General features: G+C 72.0%; 24 protein-coding genes. 9 read left to right on the top strand and 15 right to left on the bottom strand.

Going from position 1 to position 23,271, the window contains the following annotated elements; all coding sequences use genetic code 11:
• Positions 1–184: 184 nt before the first annotated feature.
• The 3 genes from ACIRSU_RS21670 to ACIRSU_RS21680 form a co-directional block, all read right to left on the bottom strand.
• Positions 185–1,039: a Cof-type HAD-IIB family hydrolase gene (locus ACIRSU_RS21670; RefSeq protein ID WP_403794459.1), complete on the bottom strand. Its 855-nt coding sequence runs from the start codon at positions 1,037–1,039 to the stop codon at positions 185–187.
• 97 nt (positions 1,040–1,136) lie between these two features.
• A complete protein-coding gene (locus ACIRSU_RS21675) occupies positions 1,137–2,030 on the bottom strand; it encodes an LLM class flavin-dependent oxidoreductase (RefSeq protein ID WP_403794462.1) in 894 nt (297 codons plus the stop codon).
• A gap of 67 nt (positions 2,031–2,097) precedes the next feature.
• Positions 2,098–3,009, bottom strand: a complete 912-nt coding sequence (locus ACIRSU_RS21680; RefSeq protein WP_403794465.1) for a serine/threonine-protein kinase — start codon at positions 3,007–3,009, stop codon at positions 2,098–2,100.
• Between the two features lie 89 nt (positions 3,010–3,098).
• On the opposite strand from ACIRSU_RS21680, the gene ACIRSU_RS21685 reads away from it, so the two are divergent.
• The 3 genes from ACIRSU_RS21685 to ACIRSU_RS21695 all read left to right on the top strand — a co-directional run bounded on the left by ACIRSU_RS21685 (position 3,099) and on the right by ACIRSU_RS21695 (position 5,276).
• Entirely contained in the window at positions 3,099–3,644 is a 546-nt protein-coding gene (locus ACIRSU_RS21685) for an RNA polymerase sigma factor (protein ID WP_403794468.1), read from the top strand.
• Between the two features lie 53 nt (positions 3,645–3,697).
• On the top strand, positions 3,698–4,489 hold the full coding sequence (locus tag ACIRSU_RS21690; protein ID WP_403794471.1) for a hypothetical protein: 792 nt from the start codon (positions 3,698–3,700) through the stop codon (positions 4,487–4,489).
• A gap of 94 nt (positions 4,490–4,583) precedes the next feature.
• Positions 4,584–5,276 carry a hypothetical protein gene (locus ACIRSU_RS21695; protein WP_403794474.1) on the top strand — a complete coding sequence of 231 codons (693 nt, stop codon included), beginning with the start codon at positions 4,584–4,586 and terminating at the stop codon, positions 5,274–5,276.
• 79 nt (positions 5,277–5,355) lie between these two features.
• Here ACIRSU_RS21695 and ACIRSU_RS21700 read toward each other — a convergent pair whose 3' ends face one another.
• The 7 genes from ACIRSU_RS21700 to ACIRSU_RS21730 all read right to left on the bottom strand — a co-directional run bounded on the left by ACIRSU_RS21700 (position 5,356) and on the right by ACIRSU_RS21730 (position 11,472).
• Positions 5,356–5,652, bottom strand: a complete 297-nt coding sequence (locus tag ACIRSU_RS21700; protein WP_403794477.1) for a YciI family protein — start codon at positions 5,650–5,652, stop codon at positions 5,356–5,358.
• A gap of 68 nt (positions 5,653–5,720) precedes the next feature.
• The gene (locus ACIRSU_RS21705; RefSeq protein WP_403794479.1) at positions 5,721–6,581 is read right to left on the bottom strand and encodes a LysR family transcriptional regulator; all 861 of its coding nucleotides are present in this window, start codon (positions 6,579–6,581) and stop codon (positions 5,721–5,723) included.
• Between the two features lie 38 nt (positions 6,582–6,619).
• Complete coding sequence (locus ACIRSU_RS21710) at positions 6,620–7,081, bottom strand: hypothetical protein (RefSeq protein WP_403794482.1); 462 nt, start codon at positions 7,079–7,081, stop codon at positions 6,620–6,622.
• A gap of 36 nt (positions 7,082–7,117) precedes the next feature.
• Positions 7,118–7,663 (bottom strand): RNA 2'-phosphotransferase, encoded by a 546-nt coding sequence (locus tag ACIRSU_RS21715; RefSeq protein ID WP_403794485.1) that lies wholly within the window; start codon positions 7,661–7,663, stop codon positions 7,118–7,120.
• 89 nt (positions 7,664–7,752) lie between these two features.
• Positions 7,753–8,724, bottom strand: a complete 972-nt coding sequence (locus ACIRSU_RS21720; protein WP_403794488.1) for a MerR family transcriptional regulator — start codon at positions 8,722–8,724, stop codon at positions 7,753–7,755.
• Between the two features lie 73 nt (positions 8,725–8,797).
• On the bottom strand, positions 8,798–10,588 hold the full coding sequence (locus tag ACIRSU_RS21725) for an SDR family oxidoreductase (RefSeq protein WP_403794491.1): 1,791 nt from the start codon (positions 10,586–10,588) through the stop codon (positions 8,798–8,800).
• A complete protein-coding gene (locus ACIRSU_RS21730; protein WP_403794494.1) occupies positions 10,588–11,472 on the bottom strand; it encodes a M24 family metallopeptidase in 885 nt (294 codons plus the stop codon). The genes ACIRSU_RS21725 and ACIRSU_RS21730 overlap by 1 nt, the downstream gene beginning before the upstream one ends.
• Positions 11,473–11,712: 240 nt before the next feature.
• Here ACIRSU_RS21730 and ACIRSU_RS21735 point away from each other — a divergent pair, with 240 nt between their 5' ends.
• The 4 genes from ACIRSU_RS21735 to ACIRSU_RS21750 are packed head-to-tail and all read left to right on the top strand — an operon-like array spanning position 11,713 to position 15,248.
• A complete protein-coding gene (locus ACIRSU_RS21735) occupies positions 11,713–12,675 on the top strand; it encodes an ABC transporter ATP-binding protein (protein WP_403794944.1) in 963 nt (320 codons plus the stop codon).
• On the top strand, positions 12,672–13,601 hold the full coding sequence (locus ACIRSU_RS21740) for an ABC transporter permease (protein WP_403794497.1): 930 nt from the start codon (positions 12,672–12,674) through the stop codon (positions 13,599–13,601). Before ACIRSU_RS21735 ends, ACIRSU_RS21740 begins: the two co-directional genes overlap by 4 nt.
• Position 13,602: 1 nt before the next feature.
• The gene (locus ACIRSU_RS21745) at positions 13,603–14,514 is read left to right on the top strand and encodes an ABC transporter ATP-binding protein (protein WP_403794500.1); all 912 of its coding nucleotides are present in this window, start codon (positions 13,603–13,605) and stop codon (positions 14,512–14,514) included.
• 14 nt (positions 14,515–14,528) lie between these two features.
• Positions 14,529–15,248 (top strand): ABC transporter permease, encoded by a 720-nt coding sequence (locus ACIRSU_RS21750; RefSeq protein ID WP_403794502.1) that lies wholly within the window; start codon positions 14,529–14,531, stop codon positions 15,246–15,248.
• A gap of 117 nt (positions 15,249–15,365) precedes the next feature.
• Here the strand turns inward: ACIRSU_RS21750 and ACIRSU_RS21755 are convergent, their stop codons facing one another.
• Positions 15,366–16,547 (bottom strand): CynX/NimT family MFS transporter, encoded by a 1,182-nt coding sequence (locus ACIRSU_RS21755; RefSeq protein ID WP_403794947.1) that lies wholly within the window; start codon positions 16,545–16,547, stop codon positions 15,366–15,368.
• Between the two features lie 209 nt (positions 16,548–16,756).
• On the bottom strand, positions 16,757–17,461 hold the full coding sequence (locus tag ACIRSU_RS21760; protein WP_403794504.1) for a FadR/GntR family transcriptional regulator: 705 nt from the start codon (positions 17,459–17,461) through the stop codon (positions 16,757–16,759).
• 146 nt (positions 17,462–17,607) lie between these two features.
• Here ACIRSU_RS21760 and lpdA point away from each other — a divergent pair, with 146 nt between their 5' ends.
• Positions 17,608–19,011 (top strand): dihydrolipoyl dehydrogenase, encoded by a 1,404-nt coding sequence (gene lpdA / locus ACIRSU_RS21765; RefSeq protein ID WP_403794507.1) that lies wholly within the window; start codon positions 17,608–17,610, stop codon positions 19,009–19,011.
• Between the two features lie 65 nt (positions 19,012–19,076).
• Positions 19,077–19,787 (top strand): rhomboid-like protein, encoded by a 711-nt coding sequence (locus ACIRSU_RS21770; RefSeq protein ID WP_403794509.1) that lies wholly within the window; start codon positions 19,077–19,079, stop codon positions 19,785–19,787.
• Positions 19,788–19,862: 75 nt separating this feature from the next.
• On the opposite strand, the gene ACIRSU_RS21775 is transcribed toward ACIRSU_RS21770, so the two are convergent.
• The 3 genes from ACIRSU_RS21775 to pheA all read right to left on the bottom strand — a co-directional run bounded on the left by ACIRSU_RS21775 (position 19,863) and on the right by pheA (position 23,222).
• Positions 19,863–20,669, bottom strand: a complete 807-nt coding sequence (locus tag ACIRSU_RS21775) for an HAD family hydrolase (protein ID WP_403794512.1) — start codon at positions 20,667–20,669, stop codon at positions 19,863–19,865.
• A gap of 11 nt (positions 20,670–20,680) precedes the next feature.
• Positions 20,681–21,970 carry a serine--tRNA ligase gene (serS, locus tag ACIRSU_RS21780; protein ID WP_403794515.1) on the bottom strand — a complete coding sequence of 430 codons (1,290 nt, stop codon included), beginning with the start codon at positions 21,968–21,970 and terminating at the stop codon, positions 20,681–20,683.
• Between the two features lie 316 nt (positions 21,971–22,286).
• The gene (gene pheA, locus ACIRSU_RS21785) at positions 22,287–23,222 is read right to left on the bottom strand and encodes a prephenate dehydratase (protein WP_403794518.1); all 936 of its coding nucleotides are present in this window, start codon (positions 23,220–23,222) and stop codon (positions 22,287–22,289) included.
• Positions 23,223–23,271 lie beyond the last annotated feature (49 nt).

Here is a 23,271-nt window from a genome sequence, read left to right on the forward strand (position 1 = left end):
TGCGCTTCTGCCGGTGCGGGCCGTGCCTCACGCGTGCCGTGCGCTTCCGCCCATGCGGGCCGTGCCCCAGTGCGTGCCGTGCGCTTCTGCCCATGCGTGCCGTGCCCCAGCGCGTGCCGTGCGCTTCTGCCGGTGCGGTCTCGCTCTAGCGTGTGCCCCGCGCTTCTGCCCGCGCGGCCACTCTCTAGCGCGCGCCCTGTGCCTCTGTCCGTGTGGCCTCGGCGACCAGTTGCTCGATGACGACGGCGACGCCGTCCTCGTTGTTGCCGACGGTCCGGCCGGAGGCGGCGGCGATCACGTCCGGGTGGGCGTTGCCCATGGCGTACGAGCGGCCGGCCCAGCTGAGCATCTCGATGTCGTTGGGCATGTCGCCGAAGGCCGCGACCTGCTCGGGCGCGATGTCGCGCGCGGCGCAGCAGCGGGCGAGGGTGGACGCCTTGGAGACGCCGAGGCCGCTGATCTCGATGAGCGCGGTGGGGCTGGAGCGGGTGAAGGAGGCCAGGTCGCCGGCGGCCGCGCGGGCGGTGGCGAGGAAGACGTCCGGGTCGAGCTCGGGGTGCTGGGCGAGCAGCTTCAGGACCGGGGCGGCGGCGCCCGGCGCCTCTTCGAAGAGGAGCTTCTCGGCGGTGGCGACGGTGGCGCCGGGGTCGAGGAAGAACGGCGGGTACTCCGGCTCGTAGTGGATGCCGGTGGTGAGCTCGACGGCGAAGGTGGTGCCGGGGGCGGCCTCGCGCAGCGCCCGGACGACGTCCAGGGCGATCGGCCGCTCCAGCGGGCGGACCTCCAGGAACGTGCCGCCCGCGTGCAGGTCGACGACCGCGGCGCCGTTGGCGCAGATGGCCAGGCCGTGGCCGTGGACGTGCTCGCTGACGACGTCCATCCAGCGGGCCGGGCGGCCCGTGACGAAGAAGACCTCGATGCCGGCCCGCTCGGCGGCGGCGAGGGCGGCGACCGTGCGCTCCGAGACGGACTTGTCGTCCCGCAGCAGGGTGCCGTCGAGGTCGGTGGCGATCAGACGGACGGTGTCAGATGAGGTCACCTCGTCATTGTTCCGTACAACGTGCACGGGCGTGCGAGGGAGCGCACATTTGAGTGCCTGTATGTGGCCCCCTCGCCACGCTTTGTGTCAGGTCGGCTCAGCCGAGCTGGGCGACGGCCTCCGTGGCGATCTTCTCGAAGACGGCCTGGTCGGCGGCGAAGACGGAGTCGGGGATCGGCCAGTGGATCACCAGCTCGGTGAAGCCCAGCTCCTGGTGGCGCCCGGCGAAGTCGACGAAGGCGTCGAGCGAGCCGAGGACCGTGTTCTGCTCCGGGGTGAAGCCGGTGAGCAGGATCTTGTCCAGTTCGGCGGCGTCGCGGCCGATCTCGGCGCACGCCTTGCCGAGCTTGTCGAGCTGCCCGGCGACGGCCTCGACCGACTGCTCGGGCGTCCCCGTCTCGTACAGCTTCGGGTCGCCGGTGGTCACCCACGCCTGCCCGTGGCGGGCGGCGAGCCTCAGCCCGCGCGGGCCGGTCGCGGCGACCGCGAACGGCAGCCGCGGCCGCTGGACGCAGCCGCCGACGTTGCGGGCCTCGTCGGCCGAGTAGAAGGTGCCGCGCTCGGTCACCGCGTCCTCGGTGAGCAGCCGGTCGAGCAGCGGCACGAACTCGGCGAAGCGGTCGGCGCGCTCGCGCGGCGTCCACGCCTCCTGGCCGAGCACGGTGGCGTCGAAGCCGTTGCCGCCGGCGCCGATGCCGAGGGTGACGCGGCCGTCGGAGATGTCGTCGAGGGAGATCAGTTCCTTGGCGAGGGTGACCGGGTGCCGGAAGTTCGGCGAGGTCACCAGCGTCCCGAGGCGCATCCGCTCGGTCACCGTCGCGGCGGCGGTGAGCGTGGGCAGCGCCCCGAACCAGGGGCGGTCGCGGAAGCTGCGCCAGGACAGGTGGTCGTAGGTGTACGCGGCGTGGAAACCGAGGTCCTCGGCCTGCCGCCAGGTCTTCTGGCCCTCGCTCCACCGGTGGATGGGGAGGATCACGGTGCTCAGACGCATGTCATCGACCCTACGACAGCCGTCGGCTGTCAGTGCCCCGCCGGTGCGGACCGGCTCCCTGTCCGGTTCAACGCTGCAGCCAGCTCAGCAGGGTCGTCGCCGTGAACACCGTGGCCGACGCCAGACAGACCGTGACGCGGGTCAGCCACGCGGGGCCCGCCACGGGCTGGGACTGCGGCACCGGAGCCAGCAGCGCGTCCGCGAAGGCCCGGGCGGTCGGCGGTCGGTCCGCCGGCTCGACGGACATCGCGGCCCGTAGCAGCAGGGCGACGTTCGGTGGGAGCTCCGCTCCGGCTGGGAGCGCCGGCAGCGTCGAGGCGGACGGCTGGTCGGTCATCAGAGCCGTGGCGCGCCCGCCGGGGCCGAACGGCTTCTGCCCGGTCAGCAGCTCGTAGGCCACGACGGCCAGCGCGTACACGTCGGCCCTCCCGTCGAACCCGCCGGTCTGGAAGGCCTGCTCCGGTGCCATGTACGCGGGCGTGCCGGTGGTCACCGTCAGCCCGGACGCGTCGGCCAGTTGTTTCGCGCTGCCCAGATCCGCCACCAGCACCTCGGCGGACGCGGGGCCGGTGGCGAGCAGCAGGTTGGACGGCTTGACGTCGCGGTGCACCACACCCGCCTCGTGCAGCACCTGGACCGCGTAGCCCGCCTCCGCGGCCAGCCGCAGCGCCTCCTGCGGGTCGCACTGCCCGACCCGGTCCGCCAGGGTGCCACCGCGGACGAGGTCCATGACGAAGTAGGGCCGGTCCTCCTGCACCCCGACGTCGTGCACCCGGACCACCCGCGGGCTGGCGATCCGGCGCAGCAGCCTCGCCTCCGCCAGGAACCGCTCGCGCACGTCGGCGTTGGCGGCCCAGTTCTCGGCCAGCACTTTCACCGCGACCTCGGTGTCGAGCTCCGGATCGTAGGCCTTCCAGACCGTCGCGAAGGAGCCGGCACCGAGCCGCTCCAGGAGGAGGTAACGGCCGAGCTTGCGCATGTGGCAGCATTCTGCCGGAGTCGGAGGGAGTGGGGAACTTCCGTTCGACTGAGGCGGAATGCCGGGCGGGACCAAACGGGGGGATCCGGATGTTCGGGGAAGGCGAGCTGGAGCGGCTCGTGGCGGCTGCTCAGGCGGGGGACCCGGGGTCGATGGAGTACCTGCTGGCCAAACTGCGGCCGATGGTGCTGCGCCGCTGCTCGCGCTTCCTGCCCCATCACGCCGACGCGGAGGAGGCCGCGCAGGACGCGCTCCTGTCCATCAGCAAGCACCTGGGCGAGTACGGCGGCCACGGCTCCTTCCTGGGCTGGGTGACGGTGATCGCCTCGAACGCCGCCCGGTCGACCTACCGCTCGATGCGCCGGCGCGCCGAGGACAGCCACGCCGACCTCCCCGAGTCCGTCGACCCGCGCACCACCAGCGTCATCGCCGGGACCCGGCTCGACCTGATGGAGGCGCTGGCCGCGCTGGAGCGGCAGCACCCCACCCTGGTGGAGTCCTTCGTGCTGCGCGACCTGGGCGACCTGACCTACGTCCAGGTGGCCGAGCAGCTGGACGCCCCGTTGGGCACGGTCAAGGACCGGATCCACCAGGCCCGCCGCTTCATGCGCGAGCGCCTGGTCCCCGGTCGGTGAACGGCGGTCCCGCTCAGGGCGGCGGTCGCGCCGTCATCCGGTACCGGTCCGCCGTGGCCGCTCTGCTGACAGCCGCCGCGCTCGGGCTGGTGACCGGCCGATTCGTCCTGCCGCCGCCCCCCGGCGCCGACGCGCGCCCGGCCGCGCGGCCGGGCGCCGCGGTCGGCGGGCCATCCCGGGGCACGTCCGCCCTCCCGACGCCCGGCGGGTCCGCTCCGACGCCCACGTCCTCGGCCTCCGGCTCCGCCTCGCCGACCGGTGCGACCGGGCCGGTGACGAAGGCGAACCTTCTGGCACCCGCGGCCTTCGGCCCGGACGTCGGCGTCGGGAAGATCCACGTCACCGACCGGTACGGCGACGGGCATTACGCCAACGCGGCCTGCACCGGGGAGAAGACCCTCGAGGAGACCCTGGGCGGGCCCGGTGCCCACTTCCGCGGACTGACGACCAGCACCCGCACCGACCCGAGCGACCCCACGCTGGCCCTGGACGGCGCCGACCAGGTCGCCCGCGAGGTCGCCGCCGAGGCCCGGAGCCCTTCCCTGGCGCAGAACTTCGCCCAGCGCCTGCTGCTGGAGCAGGTGCCCTGCCAGGAGGAGACGCCAGGGCACTGGGTCTACGGAAGGACCACGACAGTGCGGCTCGCCCCGGACGTCACCGCGAGCTGGATGGGCGTCTACCAGGGATCCCGCAACACCACCGGCACAGCGCCCGAGGGCGAGGAGCCCTGCGGCGGCATCGCCGTGCTGCGCAGCGGCACCCACTACGGGGTGCTGGAGGTCGACGCCTGCCTGGGGACGGCCGCGATGGACCGCGTCGTCAGGACGGCTCTGTCACAGCTGTGAAACAGCCGGTCAGGGCTCCAACTTTCCCTCCGCCGGCGGCATCACCCCGGTTGTACGAGGACGCAGCAGGCGTCCCGACCAGCAGGGGGACCAGATGAACCAGAACAAGACCGTCCAGCAGAAGTCCGTTCGCCGCAACCGGGTCGCCGCCGCGGCCTGCTTCGCCGCCGCGCTGATCACGGCCACCGTCGTCGGCACCCAGTCGGCCACCGCCGCCGGGGCCGCCCACCGCACCGCCGCCGCCCACCCGGCCGCGGTCGCGGCCGTCGCGCCGGGACTCGGCTCCGCCGACCTCGTCCAGAGCGAGGACTTCTCCCGGCCGGGCCTGAACCCGGTCGGCGCGACCGTCGCGCTGAACGGACGCCAGGCGCTGTCCGCGTGCTCAGGCGAGGAGACGATGCGCGACCTGACCAAGGGCAAGGCCACCGGGTACGCGTCCGTGACCTGGACCTTCACCACCGACGGCCTGCTGACCGAGTCGGCCGCGAGCGCCCCCACCAAGGCCGCGGCCGCCACCTGGGAGAAGCAGCTCGTCGGGCTCGTCCAGGACTGCCAGAACGAGCCCGCCGGCCACTGGTACTACGGCGCGGCCCACACCCTGACCACCGCCGGCGGCACCGCCCGCTGGTACCCGGCCCACAACGGAGACGGCGCCGTCAGCGGCGGCGTCGCGGTACTGCGCAGCGGCACCAGGGTCGCCGTCGTCGAGCTTTCCGGCCGGCCCGCCGGCGCCCCGGCCTCCGTCGAAGGCATCGCCGCCGCGGCACTGAACCGCCTCTCCTCCTGAGCGGCAGACCGGCTCCGTCCGCGCCGCCGGGCGGAGCCGGCCCCGAACCACCCGGCACGGCACGTACGACAGCGCGATGTCACCGGCGTCCCGAGGCGCACAGGCCGGGGAGCGCGGTACGCGTCGGCTCGAACTCGATCACTTCGTAGGTGACGGCGCCGGTGCGGAGGAAGGGGTCCTCGGCGATGACCTTCTCGATGGTCTCCCGGCTGTCGGCGCGGGCCAGGATCACGCCGCCGGTCCTCGGCACCCGGCGTCCGGTCAGGAGGAAGACGCCGTCGGCGATGTTCCGGTCGACGTACTCGTAGTGCTCCGGCAGCAGTGCGTCGAGCCGGTCCAGGACCCCGTCCCGGTAGGTCAGCAGCAGAAGGAACATGTCGGCAGGTAACGCCTGATCGCCGCGGGCCGTCCACGAGGCAGCGCCTCATGCGGCTGAGCCGCTGCCTAACAGGCCAGCGTGCGGGCGATCGCACGCAGGCCGGAGTGAGGCAGGTCACTCGACCAGGCGAGTGCCAGGCGCAGTCGGGGCGGGTCCGGTGCCAGCGGGCGCCATGTCAGGCCCGGCTCCTCCGCGGCGGGTCGGGGCCGCAGCGCGACCACCGGTTCGCCCGAGACCAGCTCGGCCAGAAGCAGCGCCCGGCGCGGGGGCACGGCGCGCACGGCGGGTCGCCATCCGGCGGTGTGGCAGGCGGCCAGGACGGCATCGTGGTAGCCGGGGGCCAGCTCCCGGCGGAACCAGAGCAGTTCCTGCCCTTCCAGGTCGGCCCAGTCGATCGCGCCGTGCGCGGCCAGCGGATGCCCGGGGGCCAGCAGCACACCCAGTGGCTCGTCGTGGATCACCACCGACTCGAGCCCGTCCGTGTCGGCCGGGAGCGTCAGCACACAGCAGTCGAGTTCCCGGCGGCGCAGCCGCGCGAGCTGCTCGGCGGAGCCCGCGTCCGCGAACGTCAGCGCCACACCGGCCTCCCTGGCGGCGATGCGGAACCGTCGGGGCAGTTCGGGCGGCACCCCGGGCGGCACTCCCACCGTCCACGCCCGCGCGGCCGATGCCGCCGCCGCCACCGCGCGCCTGCCGCGTTCCGCCGCCGCCAGCGTCGCCCGCGCCTCGGGCAGCAGGGCCGCGCCCGCGGCCGTGAGGGTCATCCCGGCAGGGGAGCGCACGAACAGGCGGGCGCCGAGCTCCGCTTCCAGCGCGCGGATCTGCTGGCTCAGCGACGGGGACCGCAGGCCGAGCCGCTGCGCCGCCCGCCCGAGGTTCTCCTCCTCGGCGACGGCGCAGAAGTATGTGAGCCGGCGCAACTCCACGGGCCACCTCCCTGCCGGACATCATCCCCCGCGGGAAGCTACTTCCGGACCCGGCCCGAGAGCCAGGGGGAGAGCATGCGGAGGGCGACCGGCTCCTTGTAGGTCTCGTCGCCGGGGAGCGGGACGACCAGCCACCAGCCGGGCGGGAAGAAACGGCCCTTGACGTGGGCGAGGCCGCCGAAGGCGGAGCGGAGGAAGGCGGGTACGGAGTCGCGCGGGACGTCGTCGAAGACGACGCCTTCGACGGTGATCTGCGCGTCGTCCTCGGGGTAGAGGCGGACGGTGACCGACGGGGTGCCGCCGAGCTCGACGAACGCCTCGTGGGGGAGGGTGCCGTCCGGGTCGAGGACGGCGAAGGCGCCGGCGGAGGTGCGGCGGGAGGTCTGGTCGGCGCCGATGTCGTCGGTGACCAGCATCTCCAGGTTGTACTCCCGGGCCACCTCGCGGATGGCGGCGACGGCCGATTCGGTCGTGGGCAGGTGCGGGTGGTGGGCTCCCATGGGGACGATCATGCCCGACTGCTGCCGGTGCGGGCCTCAGCCGGGGAAGCGGATGAACTCCGGCGGTACGGCGTCGGTGAGCCAGACGCCGTTGGCGCTGACGTGGAACACGTGCCCGGCCCGGTGCATCGCGCCGGCGTCGATGCTCAGCACCACCGGGCGGCCGCGGCGGGCGCCGACGCGGGTGGCGGTCTCGCGGTCGGGCGAGAGGTGGACGTGGTGCCGGCTCATGGGGCGCAGGCCCTCGGCCCGGATGGCGGGCAGCCGGCCGGCGACCGTACCGTGGTAGAGGTACGCGGGCGGTTCGGCGGCCGGCAGACCGAGGTCGACCGGGACCGTGTGGCCCTGGCTGGCCCGGATCCGGGTGCCCTCGATCGCGAAGCGCTTCTTGTCGTTGGCGGCGACGACGTGGTCGAGCTCGGCGCGGGTGATCGGGAAGCCGTGCGCGGCGGCGGCCCGCAGGAGCGCGTCGATCTCGGTCCAGCCGTGCGCGTCGAGCACGAGCCCGATGCGTTCGGGCTGGTGGCGCAGGTGTTTCGAGAGGTACTTCGACACCTTCACGGTGCGTTTCTCGTCGTTCATGAATTCATTGAAGCTCCAGGTTTGATCCACAGCCAACTGTATTTATCCACAGGCAAGTTGACGTTTCTGTGGACAACAAGCCTGGAAAATCAGAGAGATTGACCGACTTGGTTATCTTTTCGGTTGTTTGAGGCGAGTGCATCCAATGTCCTGGTCTGTACCTCGCGTTCGGCGGCCGCCGCGATGAACGCCGACACGTTCTCCTGGCCAACGAGCCGCTGTACGGCCCGGATCGTCTCCGGCGGCAGGGCGACCGTACGGGGCTCCCGGCCGCTCGGCGGGGGCGCGTCCGGGGACAGGTGGAACTGGAGGTGCGCGGTGGCGAACAGGCGCATCGCCCTGGCCAGTTCGGCGTCCACGGTCTGCTGGGCGAGCGGGCGGAGCCGGCGCACCAGGTCCGTCGCCTCCTCCGCGTCCGCGTCCGTCGGCGGCCGGTGCTCCAGATAGCGGGCGAAGACGTGCTCGCTGGTGAACTCCAGGAAACGGGCGGCGATGTGCTCGACCTGGCCGCGAAGTTCCCTCAGATGGCCGGTGATGGCGGCGAGCGGCACGCCCGCCGCGTGCAACTCGGCGGCCACCGCGAGCTCTTGGGGGCTCGGGACGAGGTACTCCTCGGTCTCCCGGTCCGGGATGCGCTCCAGGACACCGAGCTCTATGGCCTCGCGGACCGCGTCCTCGTCGGGCCGGCCGCCGAACCGCGCGTCGAGCTCGGCGCGCGAGATCCGGTCGGCCTCCTCGTCCGTCCACGGCCCGTCGACCTCGGCGACGAGACCCAGCACCCCGCCGAGCCCCCGCCCGGCGTCCCAGGCCTCCAGGAGCTCCTTGATGGAGGCCAGCGTGTAGCCGCGGTCCAGCAGGTCGGCGATCTGCCGCAGCCGGGCCAGATGCGTGTCCCCGTACACGTTCGACCGGCCGCGGCGCTCCGGGCGGGGCAGCAGACCGCGGTCCTGGTAGGCGCGGATCGTCCGCACGGTGGCCCCGCTGCGATGGGCCAGGTCCTCGATCCGGTACTCCGGATGCGACCCCGACCCGGACCCCGGATGTGCTGACTGCTCCGACAAAACCGCTCCCACCGACCGCTCCCTTCACCCGTCGAGGGATCGTACGACCCGCCACGCCCCGCCCGGCCGTCCCCTACGCCGGCGGCTGCCAGCGCGCGAGGCCGCGCAGCAGGCCCGGCGCCAGCCGGGACAGGGCGTGGGCACCGCGGGCCTCCGGGGTCACCGGAACCACGGCCTCGTTGCGCAGCACCGCGCGCAGGATCGCGTCCGCGACCTTCTCCGGCGGGTAGTTGCGCAGCCCGTAGAGCCGCGACGCCTTCTTCTGGCGGCGCTTCTCCTCGGCCTCGTCCGTGACGCCCGCGAACCGCGCGGTCGACGTGATGCCCGTGTTCACGATGCCCGGGCAGATCGCCGAGACCCCGATGCCCTGCCCCGCGAGCTCGGCCCGCAGGCACTCGCTGAGCATCAGCACCGCCGCCTTCGACGTGCTGTACGCGGGCAGCGCGCGGGAGGGCTGGAAGGCCGCCGCCGACGCCGTGTTGACGATGTGGCCGCCCTGGCCGCGCTCGGCCATCTGCGCGCCGAAGGCCCGGCAGCCGTGGATCACGCCCCACAGATTGACGTCGAGGACCCGCTTCCACTCCTCGCTCGTGGTGTCGAAGAAGGAGCCGGTCAGGCCGATCCCCGCGTTGTTGACCAGGACGTCGACCACGCCGTACTCGCTCGCCACCTTCGCGGCCAGCTTCTCCATCGCCTGCTCGTCGGCGACGTCGACGGTCTCGCCCCAGGCCGCGGGCGCCCCGATGAGCCGGGACATCTCCGCCGTACGGGCCGCGCCCTCGGCGTCCCGGTCCACGGCTACCACCCGGGCGCCGGCCTCGGCGAAGGCGAAGGCGGTGGCCCTGCCGATGCCGCTTGCGGCGCCGGTCACCAGGACCAGCTGGCCGCCGAAGCGCTCCGCGTACTCCGGGCGCACCCCGCTCTTCGCCGCCGTCTTCGGGGCCTTGGCCGCCGGGTCCTCGTTGGCTTCGACGAACTCGCGGATCCACGCCGCCAGTTGGTCCGGCCTGGTGCGCGGCACCCAGTGCTTGGCCGGCAGCGTGCGCCGGGTCAGGTCCGGCACCCAGGCGGCCAGGTCGTCGTAGAGCCGCTCGGAGAGGAAGGCGTCACCGGTCGGCGTGATGAGCTGCACCGGCACGTGCGCGTACGCGTCGGTGCGGGGGCGGAGCATCCGGGCCCGCACGTTGTCCCGGTAGAGCCAGGCGCCGTGCGCCGCGTCGGTCGGCAGGGACGGCGTCGGGTAGTCGCCGGCCGGGATCCCCTCGACCCGCTCCAGCATGCGCGGCCAGCGCTTCCCGAGCGGCCCGCGCCACGCGAGCTCCGGCAGCGACGGCGTGTGCAGCAGGTACACGTACCAGGACTTGGCGCCTTGGCCGAGGAGCTGGCCGACCCGGCGCGGGGTGGGCCTGGCCATCCGGTTCTTGATCCAGTGCCCGAAGTGGTCGAGCGACGGCCCGGACATCGAGGTGAAGGAGGCGATCCGGCCCTCGGTGCGCGGCACGGTCGCGAACTCCCAGGACTGCACCGAGCCCCAGTCGTGGCCGACCAGGTGGACCGGGCGGTCCGGGCTGACCGCGTCCGCGACCGCGAGGAAGTCGTCCGTCAGCTTCTCCAGCGTGAACCCGCCGCGCAGCGGTGTCGGCGCCGTCGACCGGCCGTGGCCGCGTACGTCGTAGAGCACCACGTGGAAGTGCTCGGCGAGCCGGACCGCGACCTCCGACCAGACCTCCTTGGAGTCCGGATAGCCGTGCACGAGCAGCACGGTCGGCCGGCTCTCGTCGCCCAGCTCGGCCACGCACAGCTCGATCCCGCCGGTACGGACCCAGCGCTCCCGCGCCCCCGTGAGTCCCGCGATGCCCGCCATCAGGCCGCCGTCCCTTCCTCGTTCCAGCGCCGCACGTGCGGCAGGTCGTCGTCCAGCCAGAACGCGCTCTGCTCGGGGTCTCTGGAGTCGGTGACGACCAGGATCTCCTCGAACTTCGCGCCCGTACCCCGGAATCCGAGGTGCGGCTCGACCGCCCACAGGCCCGGCCTGGGCGGGTGGTCGGAGAACTTGTACGGGGACCACAGCGGCGACCAGCCGTCGCGGTGGCCGTGCAGGGCGTCGCTCGCCAGGCCCTTGAGGGACTGGGTGCCGAAGCCGAACAGGGTGGGCGCCCAGCGGCGCTCCCTGACCCGGTCGATCTTGTGGGCGATGACGCCGAAGGGATAGGCCCGGTGCCGGTTCGCGTAGCCCTGGCGGACCATGAGCCGGTCCACGTCCTCGTAGATCTCCCGCAGCGTGCGGCGCTCGCGCACCTCGCGCAGGATCAGCTCGCGGTGGTCCTTGAGGTCGGCGAGCAGCTTGTCGTGGACGGGGTTGAGGCCGAGGCAGCCGGAGTAGCCGATGTCCGCCGTGTAGCCCTTGTGGACCGGGGCCATGTCCAGGATGAACGGCATCCCGGCCTCCAGCCTCCGGTTCGTGGGGAAGAACTGGAGCGGGATCTTGAAGTCGACGAAGGCCGTGCGGTCGCCGAACCAGGCGAAGGGCCGGTGGAACCAGTCCCGCACCCCGCGCTCGTACAGCCACTCGCGCTGCATCCGCGCCGCCTCGCGCTCCGTCACGCCCGGCTTGAGCTGGGCCGCGACGGCCTCCGCACACGCGTACGAGAGCCGCTGCACCTCTCTGAAGCCGCGCAGCTCCTCGGTGAGTTCCCGCGTCGCCGCCGTACCCGCCGCCGCGCCCGCCGCCGTACCTGCCGATGCCATGCCACCCCGCCCGTCCGTGTGTGAGCGCGCGTGAGCGTCCGGTAGCCCTACGCGTCCGTAACTTGACATCGATGAATGTGACAATGCCTGGCGGCTGCGTCAAGGGGTGTGCACGGGCCTGTGGAAAACGAGACCTTCGTCGCGGCTCCCCTACGGGCTTGTACATCTGGAGTCGGAGAGGAATCGACCCGTTGGGCTGACGACTGCCGTGACGCACGCCACTACCTTCGAAACGTGACTGTGATCGCCACCGAAAGCCTCAGCAAGCGGTTCCCCCGGGTGACCGCTCTCGACCGGCTCTCCCTGGACATCGGGCCCGGTGTGACCGGACTGGTGGGTGCCAACGGAGCCGGCAAGTCCACGATGATCAAGATCCTGCTCGGTCTGTCCCCGGCCACGGAGGGCCGCGCCGAGGTCCTCGGACTCGACGTCGCCACCGCCGGCGACCGGATCCGCGAGCGCGTCGGCTACATGCCGGAGCACGACTGCCTGCCGCCCGACGTCTCGGCCACCGAGTTCGTCGTCCACATGGCGCGCATGTCCGGCCTGCCGCCGACCGCCGCCCGCGAGCGGACCGCCGACACCCTGCGCCACGTCGGTCTGTACGAGGAGCGCTACCGCCCCATGGGCGGCTACTCGACCGGCATGAAGCAGCGCGTGAAGCTGGCCCAGGCCCTCGTCCACGACCCGCAGCTGGTGCTGCTCGACGAGCCGACGAACGGCCTCGACCCGGTCGGCCGCGACGACATGCTCGGCCTGATCCGCCGCGTATGGACGGACTTCGGCATCTCCGTCCTGGTCACCTCGCACCTGCTCGGCGAGCTGGAGCGCACCTGCGACCACGTCGTCGTCATCGACGGCGGCAAGCTGCTCCGCTCCAGCTCCACCCGTGACTTCACCCGCAGCACGACCACCCTCGCCGTCGAGGTCACCGACACCGACGAGCACCCGGACGGCACGGAGGCGCTGCGCGCGGCCCTCACCGCCGCCGGCGTCCAGCTCCACGCGGGCGTGGAGGACGGGCTGCCGGGCGCCGGGCACATCCTGCTCCTCGACGCCGCGGGCGAGGAGACCTACGACCTCGTCCGCGACACCGTCGCCGGCCTCGGCCTCGGCCTGGTCCGCATGGAGCAGCGCCGCCACCACATCGCCGAGGTCTTCCAGGCCAAGGACCAGCAGCAGGAGGAGGTGCCGGCGCGATGAGCACCCACGCCACCGAAAACTCGGCGAACGGCTCGGCGACCAGCTCTGCGGACACCCGTATCCACAACATCGGATACCGCAGTTACGACGGACCGCGCCTCGGCCGCGCCGCCGCCCGCCGGGCGCTGTTCTCGCAGTCGCTGCGCGGCGCGTACGGGCTCGGCCGCAGCGCCAAGTCCAAGGTGCTGCCGATGCTGCTGTTCGCCGTGATGTGCGTGCCCGCCCTGGTCGTCGTGGCCGTCGCGGTCTTCACCAAGGCCCCGAAGCTGGTGATGGAGTACACGCAGTACGCGATCTTCCTCCATATGGTGATCGCGATCTTCGTGGCCGCCCAGGCCCCGCAGTCCGTCTCCCGCGACCTGCGCTTCCGCACCGTGCCGCTGTACTTCGCCCGCCCGATCGAGCGCGTGGACTACGTCCTCGCCAAGTTCGCCGCGATGAGCTCGGCGCTCTTCATCCTGACCGCCTCCCCCCTGTTGATCCTCTGGATCGGATCGCTGCTCGCCAAGATGGACTTCGCCGACCAGACCGAGATGTTCGGCCAGGGCCTGGTGTCCGTGGCCCTGCTGTCCCTCCTCTTCGGTGGTCTCGGGCTCGTCATGGCGGCCCTCACCCCGCGCCGCGGCTTCGGCGTCGCCGCCGTCATCGCCACGCTGGTGATCTCGTACGGAGCGGTCACCACCCTCCAGGGCATCGCCTACGGCACCGACAACATCAGTGCCGTCAAGTGGATCGGCCTCTTCTCGCCGATCACCCTCATCGGTGGCGTGCAGGCGGCGTTTCTCGGCGCGCCGACCTCCTTCCCCGGCGGTGAGGGCGCGGCGCCCGGCGCCGCCGTCGGCGCGATCTACCTGCTGGTCGTCCTCGCGCTCATCGCCGGTTCGTACGGTGTGCTGATGCGCCGCTACCGAAAGGTCGGGCTGTGACATGACGGTCCTGAACATCGACCACGCCTCGCGCTGGTTCGGCAACGTGGTGGCCGTCAACGACGTCACCATGACCATCGGCCCGGGCGTCACCGGACTGCTCGGTCCCAACGGCGCCGGCAAGTCCACCCTCATCAACATGATGGGCGGCTTCCTCGCCCCCTCCACCGGCACCGTCACCCTCGACGGGGAGACGATCTGGCGCAACGAGTCGGTCTACAAGGAGATCGGCGTCGTGCCCGAGCGGGAGGCGATGTACGACTTCCTCACCGGCCGCGAATTCGTCGTCGCCAACGCCGAGTTGCAGGGCCTCGGCGACGCGGAGGCCCGGAAGGCCCTCGCCACGGTGGAGATGGAGTACGCGCAGGACCGCAAGATCGCCACGTACAGCAAGGGCATGCGGCAGCGCGTGAAGATGGCCTCGGCCCTCGTCCACGAGCCGTCGGTGCTGCTGCTCGACGAGCCGTTCAACGGCATGGACCCGCGCCAGCGCATGCAGTTGATGGACCTGCTGCGCCGGATGGGCGCCGACGGCCGCACGGTGCTGTTCTCCTCGCACATCCTGGAGGAGGTCGAGCAGCTCGCCTCGCACATCGAGGTGATCGTGGCCGGACGGCACGCCGCCTCCGGCGACTTCCGGCGCATCCGCCGGCTGATGACCGACCGGCCGCACCGCTATCTCGTCCGCTCCAGCGACGACCGGGCGCTCGCGGCGGCGCTCATCGCCGACCCGTCGACGGCCGGCATCGAGGTCGACCTCACGGAGGGCGCGCTGCGCATCCAGGCCGTGGACTTCGGCCGGTTCACCGCGCTGCTCCCGAAGGTCGCCAAGGAGCAGGGCATCAGGCTGCACACGGTCTCGCCCTCGGACGAGTCCCTCGAATCCGTCTTCTCGTACCTCGTAACGGCCTGAAAGGAGCCCGACCGATGTATCACCCCACCGTCGCCCGGCTCACCTACCGGGCCCTCCTCGGCCGCCGGCGTGCGCTGATCCTCTTCGCGCTGCCCGCCCTGCTGATCGTGATCGCCGCGGCGGTCCGGATGTTCAACGGCGCCGACGACCAGGTCGCCGCCAACTTCCTCGGCGGCTTCGCGCTCGCCACGATGGTGCCGCTGATCGGCGTGATCGCCGGCACCGGAGCGATCGGGCCGGAGATCGACGACGGCTCGATCGTCTATCTGCTCGCCAAGCCGGTGAAGCGGTCGACGATCATCGTCACCAAGCTGACCGTGGCCGTCGCCGTCACCATGGTCTTCTCCGCCGTGCCGACCCTGATCGCCGGCTTCGTCCTCAACGGCAACGGCCAGCAGGTGGCGGTCGCCTACACCGTGGCGGCCCTGGTGGCCTCCATCGCCTACAGCGCGCTGTTCCTGCTGCTCGGCACGGTCAGCCGGCACGCCGTCGTCATCGGCCTGGTCTACGCCCTGGTCTGGGAGGCACTGTTCGGCTCCCTGATCTCCGGTGCCAAGACCCTCAGCGTCCAGCAGTGGGCGCTCGCACTCGCCGAGAAGGTCACCGGCGACGCCCTGATCACCTCCGAGGTGGCGCTGCCGACGGCGATGGTGCTCCTCGTCGCGGTGACGGTCGGCGCGACCTGGTTCGCGGGCGCCAAGCTGCGGACGATGACGCTGGCGGGCGAGGAGTAGACCGACCCGGGCACGCGGCTCGGAGGCGTACGGGGCCGCCCATGCGGAGCCGTACGAGCCCCGGAGTCGTACGGCCTTGCCGGCCCGGAGCAGTACGGGAGGACGGACGGGGTCCGTCTAGACCGTACGGTTCCGGGCCGCGAGCAGTCCCAGCGCGAGCGCCGTCGCGCACACGCCGAGCACCACGGCCAGCGGCAGCGTCCAGGAGCCGCTCGCCTGGTGCAGGGCGCCCGCGGCCAGCGGGCCGGCGGCGGCCAGGAGATAGCCGACGGTCTGGGCCATGCCGGAGAGCCGGGCGGCCGTCGCCGCGTCGCCCGTGCGCAGCACGATCAGGGTGAGCGCGAGGCCCACCGCCCCGCCCTGCCCGACGCCGAGCAGCGCCGACCAGAGCCAGGCGCCCTCGACCGGGGCCGCCATGAGGCCCGCGTAACCGGCCGCCACCAGCGAGGTGACCAGCACGATCAGCGGGCGCTGGCTGCGCATCCGGCCCGCGAGCAGCGGCACGGCGAAGGCGCCGACCACCTGCATCAGGTTGTTGAAGGCGAAGACGACACCGGCGGTGGAGCGGCTCATCCCGTGGTCCGTGAAGATCGTCGGCATCCAGGCGATCAGCACGTACGTCCACAGCGACTGAAGTCCCATGAAGAGCGTGACCTGCCAGGCCAGCGCCGACCGCCACACACTCACCGGCCGCGCGGCCACGGAAGCGGCCGGAACGGCCCGCACCTCGTGCCCCGTACGCCCCCGGGCGATCAGCAGCTGCGGCAGCCAGGCGAGCGCCGCCACGACCGCCAGCAGCGACCAGACGCCCAGCGACGCCTGCCAGCCGCCGAGGACCCGCTCCAGGGGCACCGAGGAGGCGGCGACGAGGGTGGCGCCCGCGATCATGGCGCCCGTGTAGACGGAGGTCATGGAGGCGGCCCGGTCCGGGAAGTCACGCTTGATCAGGCCCGGCATCAGGACGTTGAGCAGGGCGATCGCCGTGCCGACCAGGACACCGCCCGCGTAGAGCGCGGCCGCCGTCGGGAGGATCCGCACCAGGATGCCCGCGCCGAGCAGCAGGAGGGCCGCGAGGAGGACCCGCTCGGCGCCGAAGCGACGGCCGAGCCAGGGCGCCACGAGCGCGCCGAGGCCCAGGAAGAGCACCGGCACCGAGGTCACCAGGGAACTGGCCGCCGCCGACAGTCCATACGTCTCCGCCAGCTCGCTCACCAGCGGCGACACGCTCGCGAGGGCGGCCCGCATGTTGAGCGAGGCCAGCACGATGCCGACGAGGAGCAGCGCCGGGTGCGCGAGCAGCGCCCGCCGGGCGCCCGCGCCGGCCGCACCAGCCGCACCGGCGGCGCCGGCGGCAGCGGCCGCACCAGCCGCGCCGACCGCAACGGCGGCACTGGCGGCACCGCCCGCACCAGCGGCACTGCCCGCACCGGCGGCCCCGCCCGCACCGCCCGCGGAAGAATGGGCCCCTGCCCCCGCGTCCACGTGAAGCGTCGTCGACGAACCGGCCGTCACCGGGCATCACCCTCGGCCGCGTCGGCCAGCGCCGCGTCCAGCGCCGCGTGCGTTTCCATCGGCACCCGCAGCAGCTCCCGCGCCCCCGCCTCCGCCGCCTCCGCGTCGCCGTTCTCGATGGCCACGACGACGGCCTCGTGCAGGTCGATGTCGACCGCCGGCATCGCCGCGTCGCACAGCGCCTCGACCAGCACCTCGTGCACCTGGGTGGAGAAGAAGCGGTAGACCTCGCGGAAGGCGGTGTTGTGGGTGGCCTCGACGACCGCCAGGTGGAAGGCGAGGTCGGCGTCCGCGTTCCGGTCGCCCTCTTCGCGCAGCGTGGTCAGGGCCGCGCGCAGCCGCAGCAGGTCGTGGGTGTCGCGCCGCACGGCCGCGAGCCGCGCCGCCTCAGCCTCCAGGGCGGCGCGCAGCTCCAGGACGTCACCGGCGCCCGCGTGCCGCACGGCGCCCAGGACGGCGGCCGGGTCGGCGGTGGACCTGACGAAGGTGCCGTTGCCCTGACGGGACTCGAGCAGCCCGGCGTGGACGAGGACCCGGACGGCCTCGCGGACCGTGTTGCGGCCGACGCCGAGGAGCGCCGCCAGCTCGTGCTCGGTGGGAATCCGGTCCCCGACCGCCCACTCGCCGGCCGCGAGCTGCGCCCGCAACTGCTCGACCACGGAGTCCACCAGCGAGGTCCGTCCCGCCGCCTTCAGTGCCATCGTCGCTCCCGCCTTCGAGGACATTCGCCCGGTTGCCCAGTCATCCTACAAGTGACGTCGCTCGCCTCCCCGGCCGGCCCACAGCGACCGGACTACTGTGGGCTCGTACGTGTGCCGAACACCCTCACCACCCTCGGGAGTCAGTCATGTCAGACCGCTTCGACGTCGTCGTACTCGGAGCTGGCCCCGGCGGCTACGTCGCCGCCATCCGCGCCGCCCAGCTGGGCAAGCGGGTCGCGGTCGTCGAGGAGAAGTACTGGGGCGGTGTCTGCCTGAACGTCGGCTGCATCCCCACCAAGGCGCTGCTGCGCAACGCCGAGCTCGCCCACATCTTCAACCACGAGGCCAAGACCTTCGGCATCAAGGTCGACGGCACGGTCTCCTTCGACTACGGCGAGGCGTTCCGCCGCAGCCGCACGGTCGCGGACGGCCGCGTCAAGGGCGTCCACTTCCTCATGAAGAAGAACGGCATCACCGAGTTCGACGGCCGGGGCACCTTCCTCGACGCGAACACCCTCCAGGTGGCGAAGGCCGACGGCACCACGCAGACGATCACCTTCGACAACTGCATCATCGCCACCGGCGCCACCGCGCGTCTGCTGCCCGGCACCGCCCTCAGCGACCGCGTCGTGTCGTACGAGGAGCAGATCCTCGCCGAGGACGCCCCGCAGTCGATCATCATCGCCGGCGCCGGCGCGATCGGCATCGAGTTCGCGTACGTCCTGAACAACTACGGCACCAAGGTCACCATCGTCGAGTTCCTCGACCGGATGGCCCCGCTGGAGGACGAGGAGGTGTCCAAGGAGCTCGCGAAGCAGTACCGCAAGCTCGGCATCGACGTCCTCACCTCGACCCGTGTCGACGCCATCGACGAGTCCGGCCCGCAGGTCCGCGTCACCGTCACCGGCAAGGACGGCTCGCAGAAGATCCTGGAGGCCGACAAGGTCCTGCAGGCCATCGGCTTCGCGCCGAACGTCTCCGGCTACGGCCTGGAGAACACCGGTGTCGCCCTCACCGAGCGCGGCGCCATCGACGTCGACGGCCGCTGCCGCACCTCCGTGCCGCACATCTACGCCATCGGTGACGTGACCGCGAAGCTGATGCTCGCGCACACCGCCGAGGCCATGGGCGTCATCGCCGCCGAGACCATCGCGGACGCCGAGACGATGGAGCTCGACTACCCGATGATCCCCCGCGCCACCTACTGCCAGCCGCAGATCGCGAGCTTCGGCTACACCGAGGCCCAGGCGCGCGAGAAGGGCTACGACGTCAAGGTCTCCAAGTTCCCGTTCATGGCGAACGGCAAGGCGCACGGCCTCGGCGACTCGACCGGCTTCGTGAAGATCGTCGCCGACGCCAAGTACGGCGAGATCATCGGCGCCCACCTGATCGGCCCGGACGTCACCGAACTGCTGCCCGAGCTGACCCTGGCGCAGCAGTGGGACCTCACGGTCCACGAGGTCGCGCGCAACGTGCACGCGCACCCGACCCTGGGCGAGGCCGTGAAGGAAGCGATCCACGGTATTGCCGGACACATGATCAATTTCTGAGGTTTCTCCCAGAGGAGAAGGTTTCGCTCATAAATCACCCAGCTCGGGGTGATAGGCACTGATATGTGCCGAGCAAAACCTCAAGCCGATTCCCGGTGTCACCGGGTGGCGAACCGTCACGGCCGATCAGGTCGTGGGTGCGTTCGTCACCCGGTACGCACCTCTGGCTGGCCGTCATCGCCATCACCAGCCTGGTCATCGCGCTTTCCCCGGACCGGCTCGAGCGCTATCTGCTGCACCGGAACAGCAGCAATCTCTTCGAGCTCTCCCACCATCCGTTGCGCGCGCTGCTCAGCAGCGCATTCTGGATCGAGAACCCGGAGAGCCTGCTCCTCTACGTCGTCCTCTTCGAGGTCCTGCACGCGCCCGTCGAGCGCTGGCTCGGCACCGTGAAATGGCTGGTCGTCGTCGCCACCGCGCACGTCGCGGCCACCCTCATCAGCCAGGAGGTGGTCCTCCTCGCCATCCGGGACCAGCACGTGCCGCGCAGCATGGCGCACGTCGTCGACATCGGGGTGAGTTACGGTCTCGCGGCCTCGGCCGGCATCCTCACCTACCGGCTGCCGCGCCCCTGGCGCTGGCTCTACCTCGCCGGGGCGGTGGCCTTCTTCGCCGTGCCGCTGGTCACCAACCGCACGTACACGGACCTCGGGCACGCGATCTCGCTCGTCATCGGCCTGGCCTTCTGGCCGCTCACCCGTGCCGCGGGACCGGGGCCGGGGCCCGGGCCGGGGCGAAAACCGCTGGTGGGCGGCGGGGAGCCCGGCGCACACTAGGGGTACGAAACGGGGCGGCCGCTTCGAGCGCGCGGAGGCGAACCGCGCGGGCCGCCCCGCTTCTCCTCGCTCTTCTCAGGACCGGAGCAGACGCTCCAGGACGACGGCGATGCCGTCCTCCTCGTTCGAGCCGGTCACCTCGTCGGCGACCGCCTTCAGCTCCACGTGCGCGTTGGCCATCGCCACGCCCCGGGCCGCCCAGCCGAACATCGGAATGTCGTTGGGCATGTCGCCGAAGGCGATGGTCTCCGCGGCCTTCACGCCGAGCCGGCGCGCGGCGATCGAGAGGCCGGTGGCCTTGGTGAGGCCGAGCGGGACGATCTCCACGATGCCCGGGCCGGCCAGGACGACGTCGACGAGCCCGCCGACGGTCTCCCGGGCGATCAGGGTCAGCTCGTCGTCGGTCAGCGTCGGGTGCTGGATGTAGAGCTTGGTCAGCGGCGCCGCCCACAGCTCGGCCGGGTCCTCGTACGGGACGTACGGCAGCGGCCCTTCCTGGTTCCGGTAGCCGGGGCCGATCAGGACCTCGCCCTCCAGACCGTCGCGGCTCGCGGCCAGGGCCAGCGGCCCGACCTCCGCCTCGATCTTGGAGAGGGCGAGGCCGGCGAGCTGCCGGTCGAGCGTGAGCGAGGTCAGCAGCCGGTCCTCACCGGCGTGGTAGACCTGCGCGCCCTGCCCGCACACCGCGATCCCCTCGTAGCCGAGGTCGTCGAGGATGTGCCGGGTCCAGGGCACCCCCCGCCCGGTCACGATGATGTGCGCCGCTCCGGCCTCGCTCGCCGCGACGAGCGCCGCGCGCGTCCGCTCGGAGACGGACTCGTCGGCCCGCAGCAGCGTGCCGTCGAGGTCCGTCGCGACCAGGCGGTAGGGGAACGTGCTCACCGGGAACGTGCTCACTTGGAGACCGGCTCCAGGACCTCGCGGCCGCCGAGGTAGGGGCGCAGCACCTCGGGCACCCGCACCGAGCCGTCGGCCAGCTGGTGGTTCTCCAGGATCGCCACGATGGTGCGCGGGACGGCGCACAGCGTGCCGTTCAGGGTGGCCAGCGGCTGCACGGTCTTCTTGCCGTCCTTCTCCTCGCGCATGCGCACGGAGAGGCGGCGGGCCTGGAAGCCGTCGCAGTTGGACGCCGAGGTCAGCTCGCGGTACTTGCCCTGGGTCGGGATCCACGCCTCGCAGTCGAACTTGCGCGAGGCCGACGCGCCGAGGTCGCCGGTGGCGACGTCGATGACCTGGAAGGGCAGCTCAAGGGAGTTGAGCCACTGCTTCTCCCACTCCAGGAGCCGCTTGTGCTCGGCCTCGGCGTCCTCCGGAGCGACGTACGAGAACATCTCGACCTTGTCGAACTGGTGGACGCGGAAGATGCCGCGGGTGTCCTTGCCGTACGTGCCGGCCTCGCGGCGGAAGCACGGCGAGAAGCCGGCGTAGCGCAGCGGCAGCTTGTCGGCCTCGATGATCTCGTCCATGTGGTACGCGGCGAGCGGCACCTCGGACGTGCCGACCAGGTAGAAGTCGTCCTTCTCCAGGTGGTACACGTTCTCGGCGGCCTGGCCGAGGAAGCCGGTGCCCTCCATGGCGCGCGGGCGGACCAGGGCCGGGGTGAGCATCGGGATGAAGCCGGCCTCGGTGGCCTGCGCGATCGCCGCGTTGACCAGGGCGAGCTCCAGGAGCGCGCCGACGCCGGTCAGGTAGTAGAAGCGCGAGCCGGAGACCTTGGCGCCGCGCTCGACGTCGATGGCGCCGAGCGCCTCGCCGAGCTCCAGGTGGTCCTTGGGCTCGAAGCCCTCGGCGGCGAAGTCGCGGATGGTGCCGTGCGTCTCGAGGACGACGAAGTCCTCCTCGCCGCCGACCGGCACGTCCTGGTGGACGATGTTGCCGAGCTGGAGCAGCAGCGCGCGGGCCGTCTCGTCGGCCTCGTTCTGCTCGGCCTCGGCGGCCTTTACGTCGGACTTGAGCTGCTCGGCCTTCTGCAGCAGCTCGGCGCGCTCCTCGGGGGAGGCCTTGGGGATCAGCTTGCCGAGCGACTTCTGCTCGGAGCGGAGTTCGTCGAAGCGGACGCCGGACGACCTGCGCCGCTCATCGGCGGAGAGCAGGGCGTCGACGAGGCCGACGTCCTCTCCACGGGCGCGCTGGGAGGCGCGAACACGGTCGGGGTCCTCACGGAGCAGGCGAAGGTCAATCACCCCACCAGGCTACCGGTGCGGCAGGTACGGCCCTACTCGATATGGGTTTGCATGTCGCTTTGCCCGAATTGCTTCACTTTCCAGTGAATTACTCATTCGGAGTTCTGCACAGCGAGAGTGAGTTATCCACAGGGTGTGCGAAAGATCTGTGGACGAGCGCCGTCCGTCGATCTTTACGGCATTTTCCCACTCCTTCGAGTGGGAATTGCTCGCTCCAAAGTGTGGGGCCCCGGACCTGGGATGACGGCGATTTGTCGACCTGTCGCGACCGCCATGTCGACTTGTCCCCAGGCTGCGGGGCAAGCCTGTGGATAACTCAGGCCCGGCCGTCCTGGGCCCGGGCCAGCCAGTCCGACGCCGCCGTGAACTCGGTGTCCGTCGTCCCGCGCCGCAGCGGCCGTACGTCCTCGGGCGCGACGCCCGCGCGCGGGTACGAGCCCAGGAAGCGCACCTGCGGGCAGATCCGCTTCAGGCCCATCAGCGCCTCGCCGACCCGCCGGTCCGAGATGTGGCCCTCGGCGTCGACGGCGAAGCAGTAGTTGCCGATGCCCGCGCCCGTCGGACGCGACTGGATCAGCATCAGGTTGACCCCGCGCACCGCGAACTCCTGGAGGAGTTCGAGCAGGGCGCCCGGGTGGTCGTCGCCGAGCCACAGCACCACCGAGGTCTTGTCGGCCCCGGTGGGCGCCGCCGGCCGCGCCGGGCGGCCCACGAGCACGAACCGCGTCTCCGCGTTCTCGGCATCGTGGATCTCGGTCACCAGCGGCTCGAGACCGTACGTCGCCGCCGCGAACTCGCCCGCGAAGGCCGCGTCGAAGCGGCCCTCCTGCACGAGCCGGGCCCCGTCCGCGTTGGAGGCCGCCGACTCCCACACCGCCTCCGGCAGATGCGACCGCAGCCAGTTCCGCACCTGCGGCTGGGCGACCGGATGGCCGGTGACCGTCTTGATCTCCGACAGCTTCGTCCCCGGCCGTACGAGCAGGGCGAAGGCGATCGGCAGGACCACCTCGCGGTAGATCATCAGCGGCTCGCCCGAGGCCAGCTCGTCGAGCGTGGCGGTCACGCCGCCCTCGACCGAGTTCTCGATGGGCACGAGCGCCGCCGCCGCCTCACCGTTGCGCACGGCGTCGAGCGCGGCCGGTACCGAGACCATCGGGACGAGCTCCCGCGTCGCGGCCTCGGGCAGCGTACGCAGCGCGGCCTCCGTGAAAGTGCCTTCGGGACCGAGATACGTATACCGGGTGGCGGACATACGGTCACCCTAGTGGAGCCGGTCCGCCGGGGCGGCGGCGTTCTGCGCC

Source organism: Streptomyces sp. NPDC101160 (assembly GCF_044768205.1).
Lineage (GTDB): Bacteria > Actinomycetota > Actinomycetes > Streptomycetales > Streptomycetaceae > Streptomyces.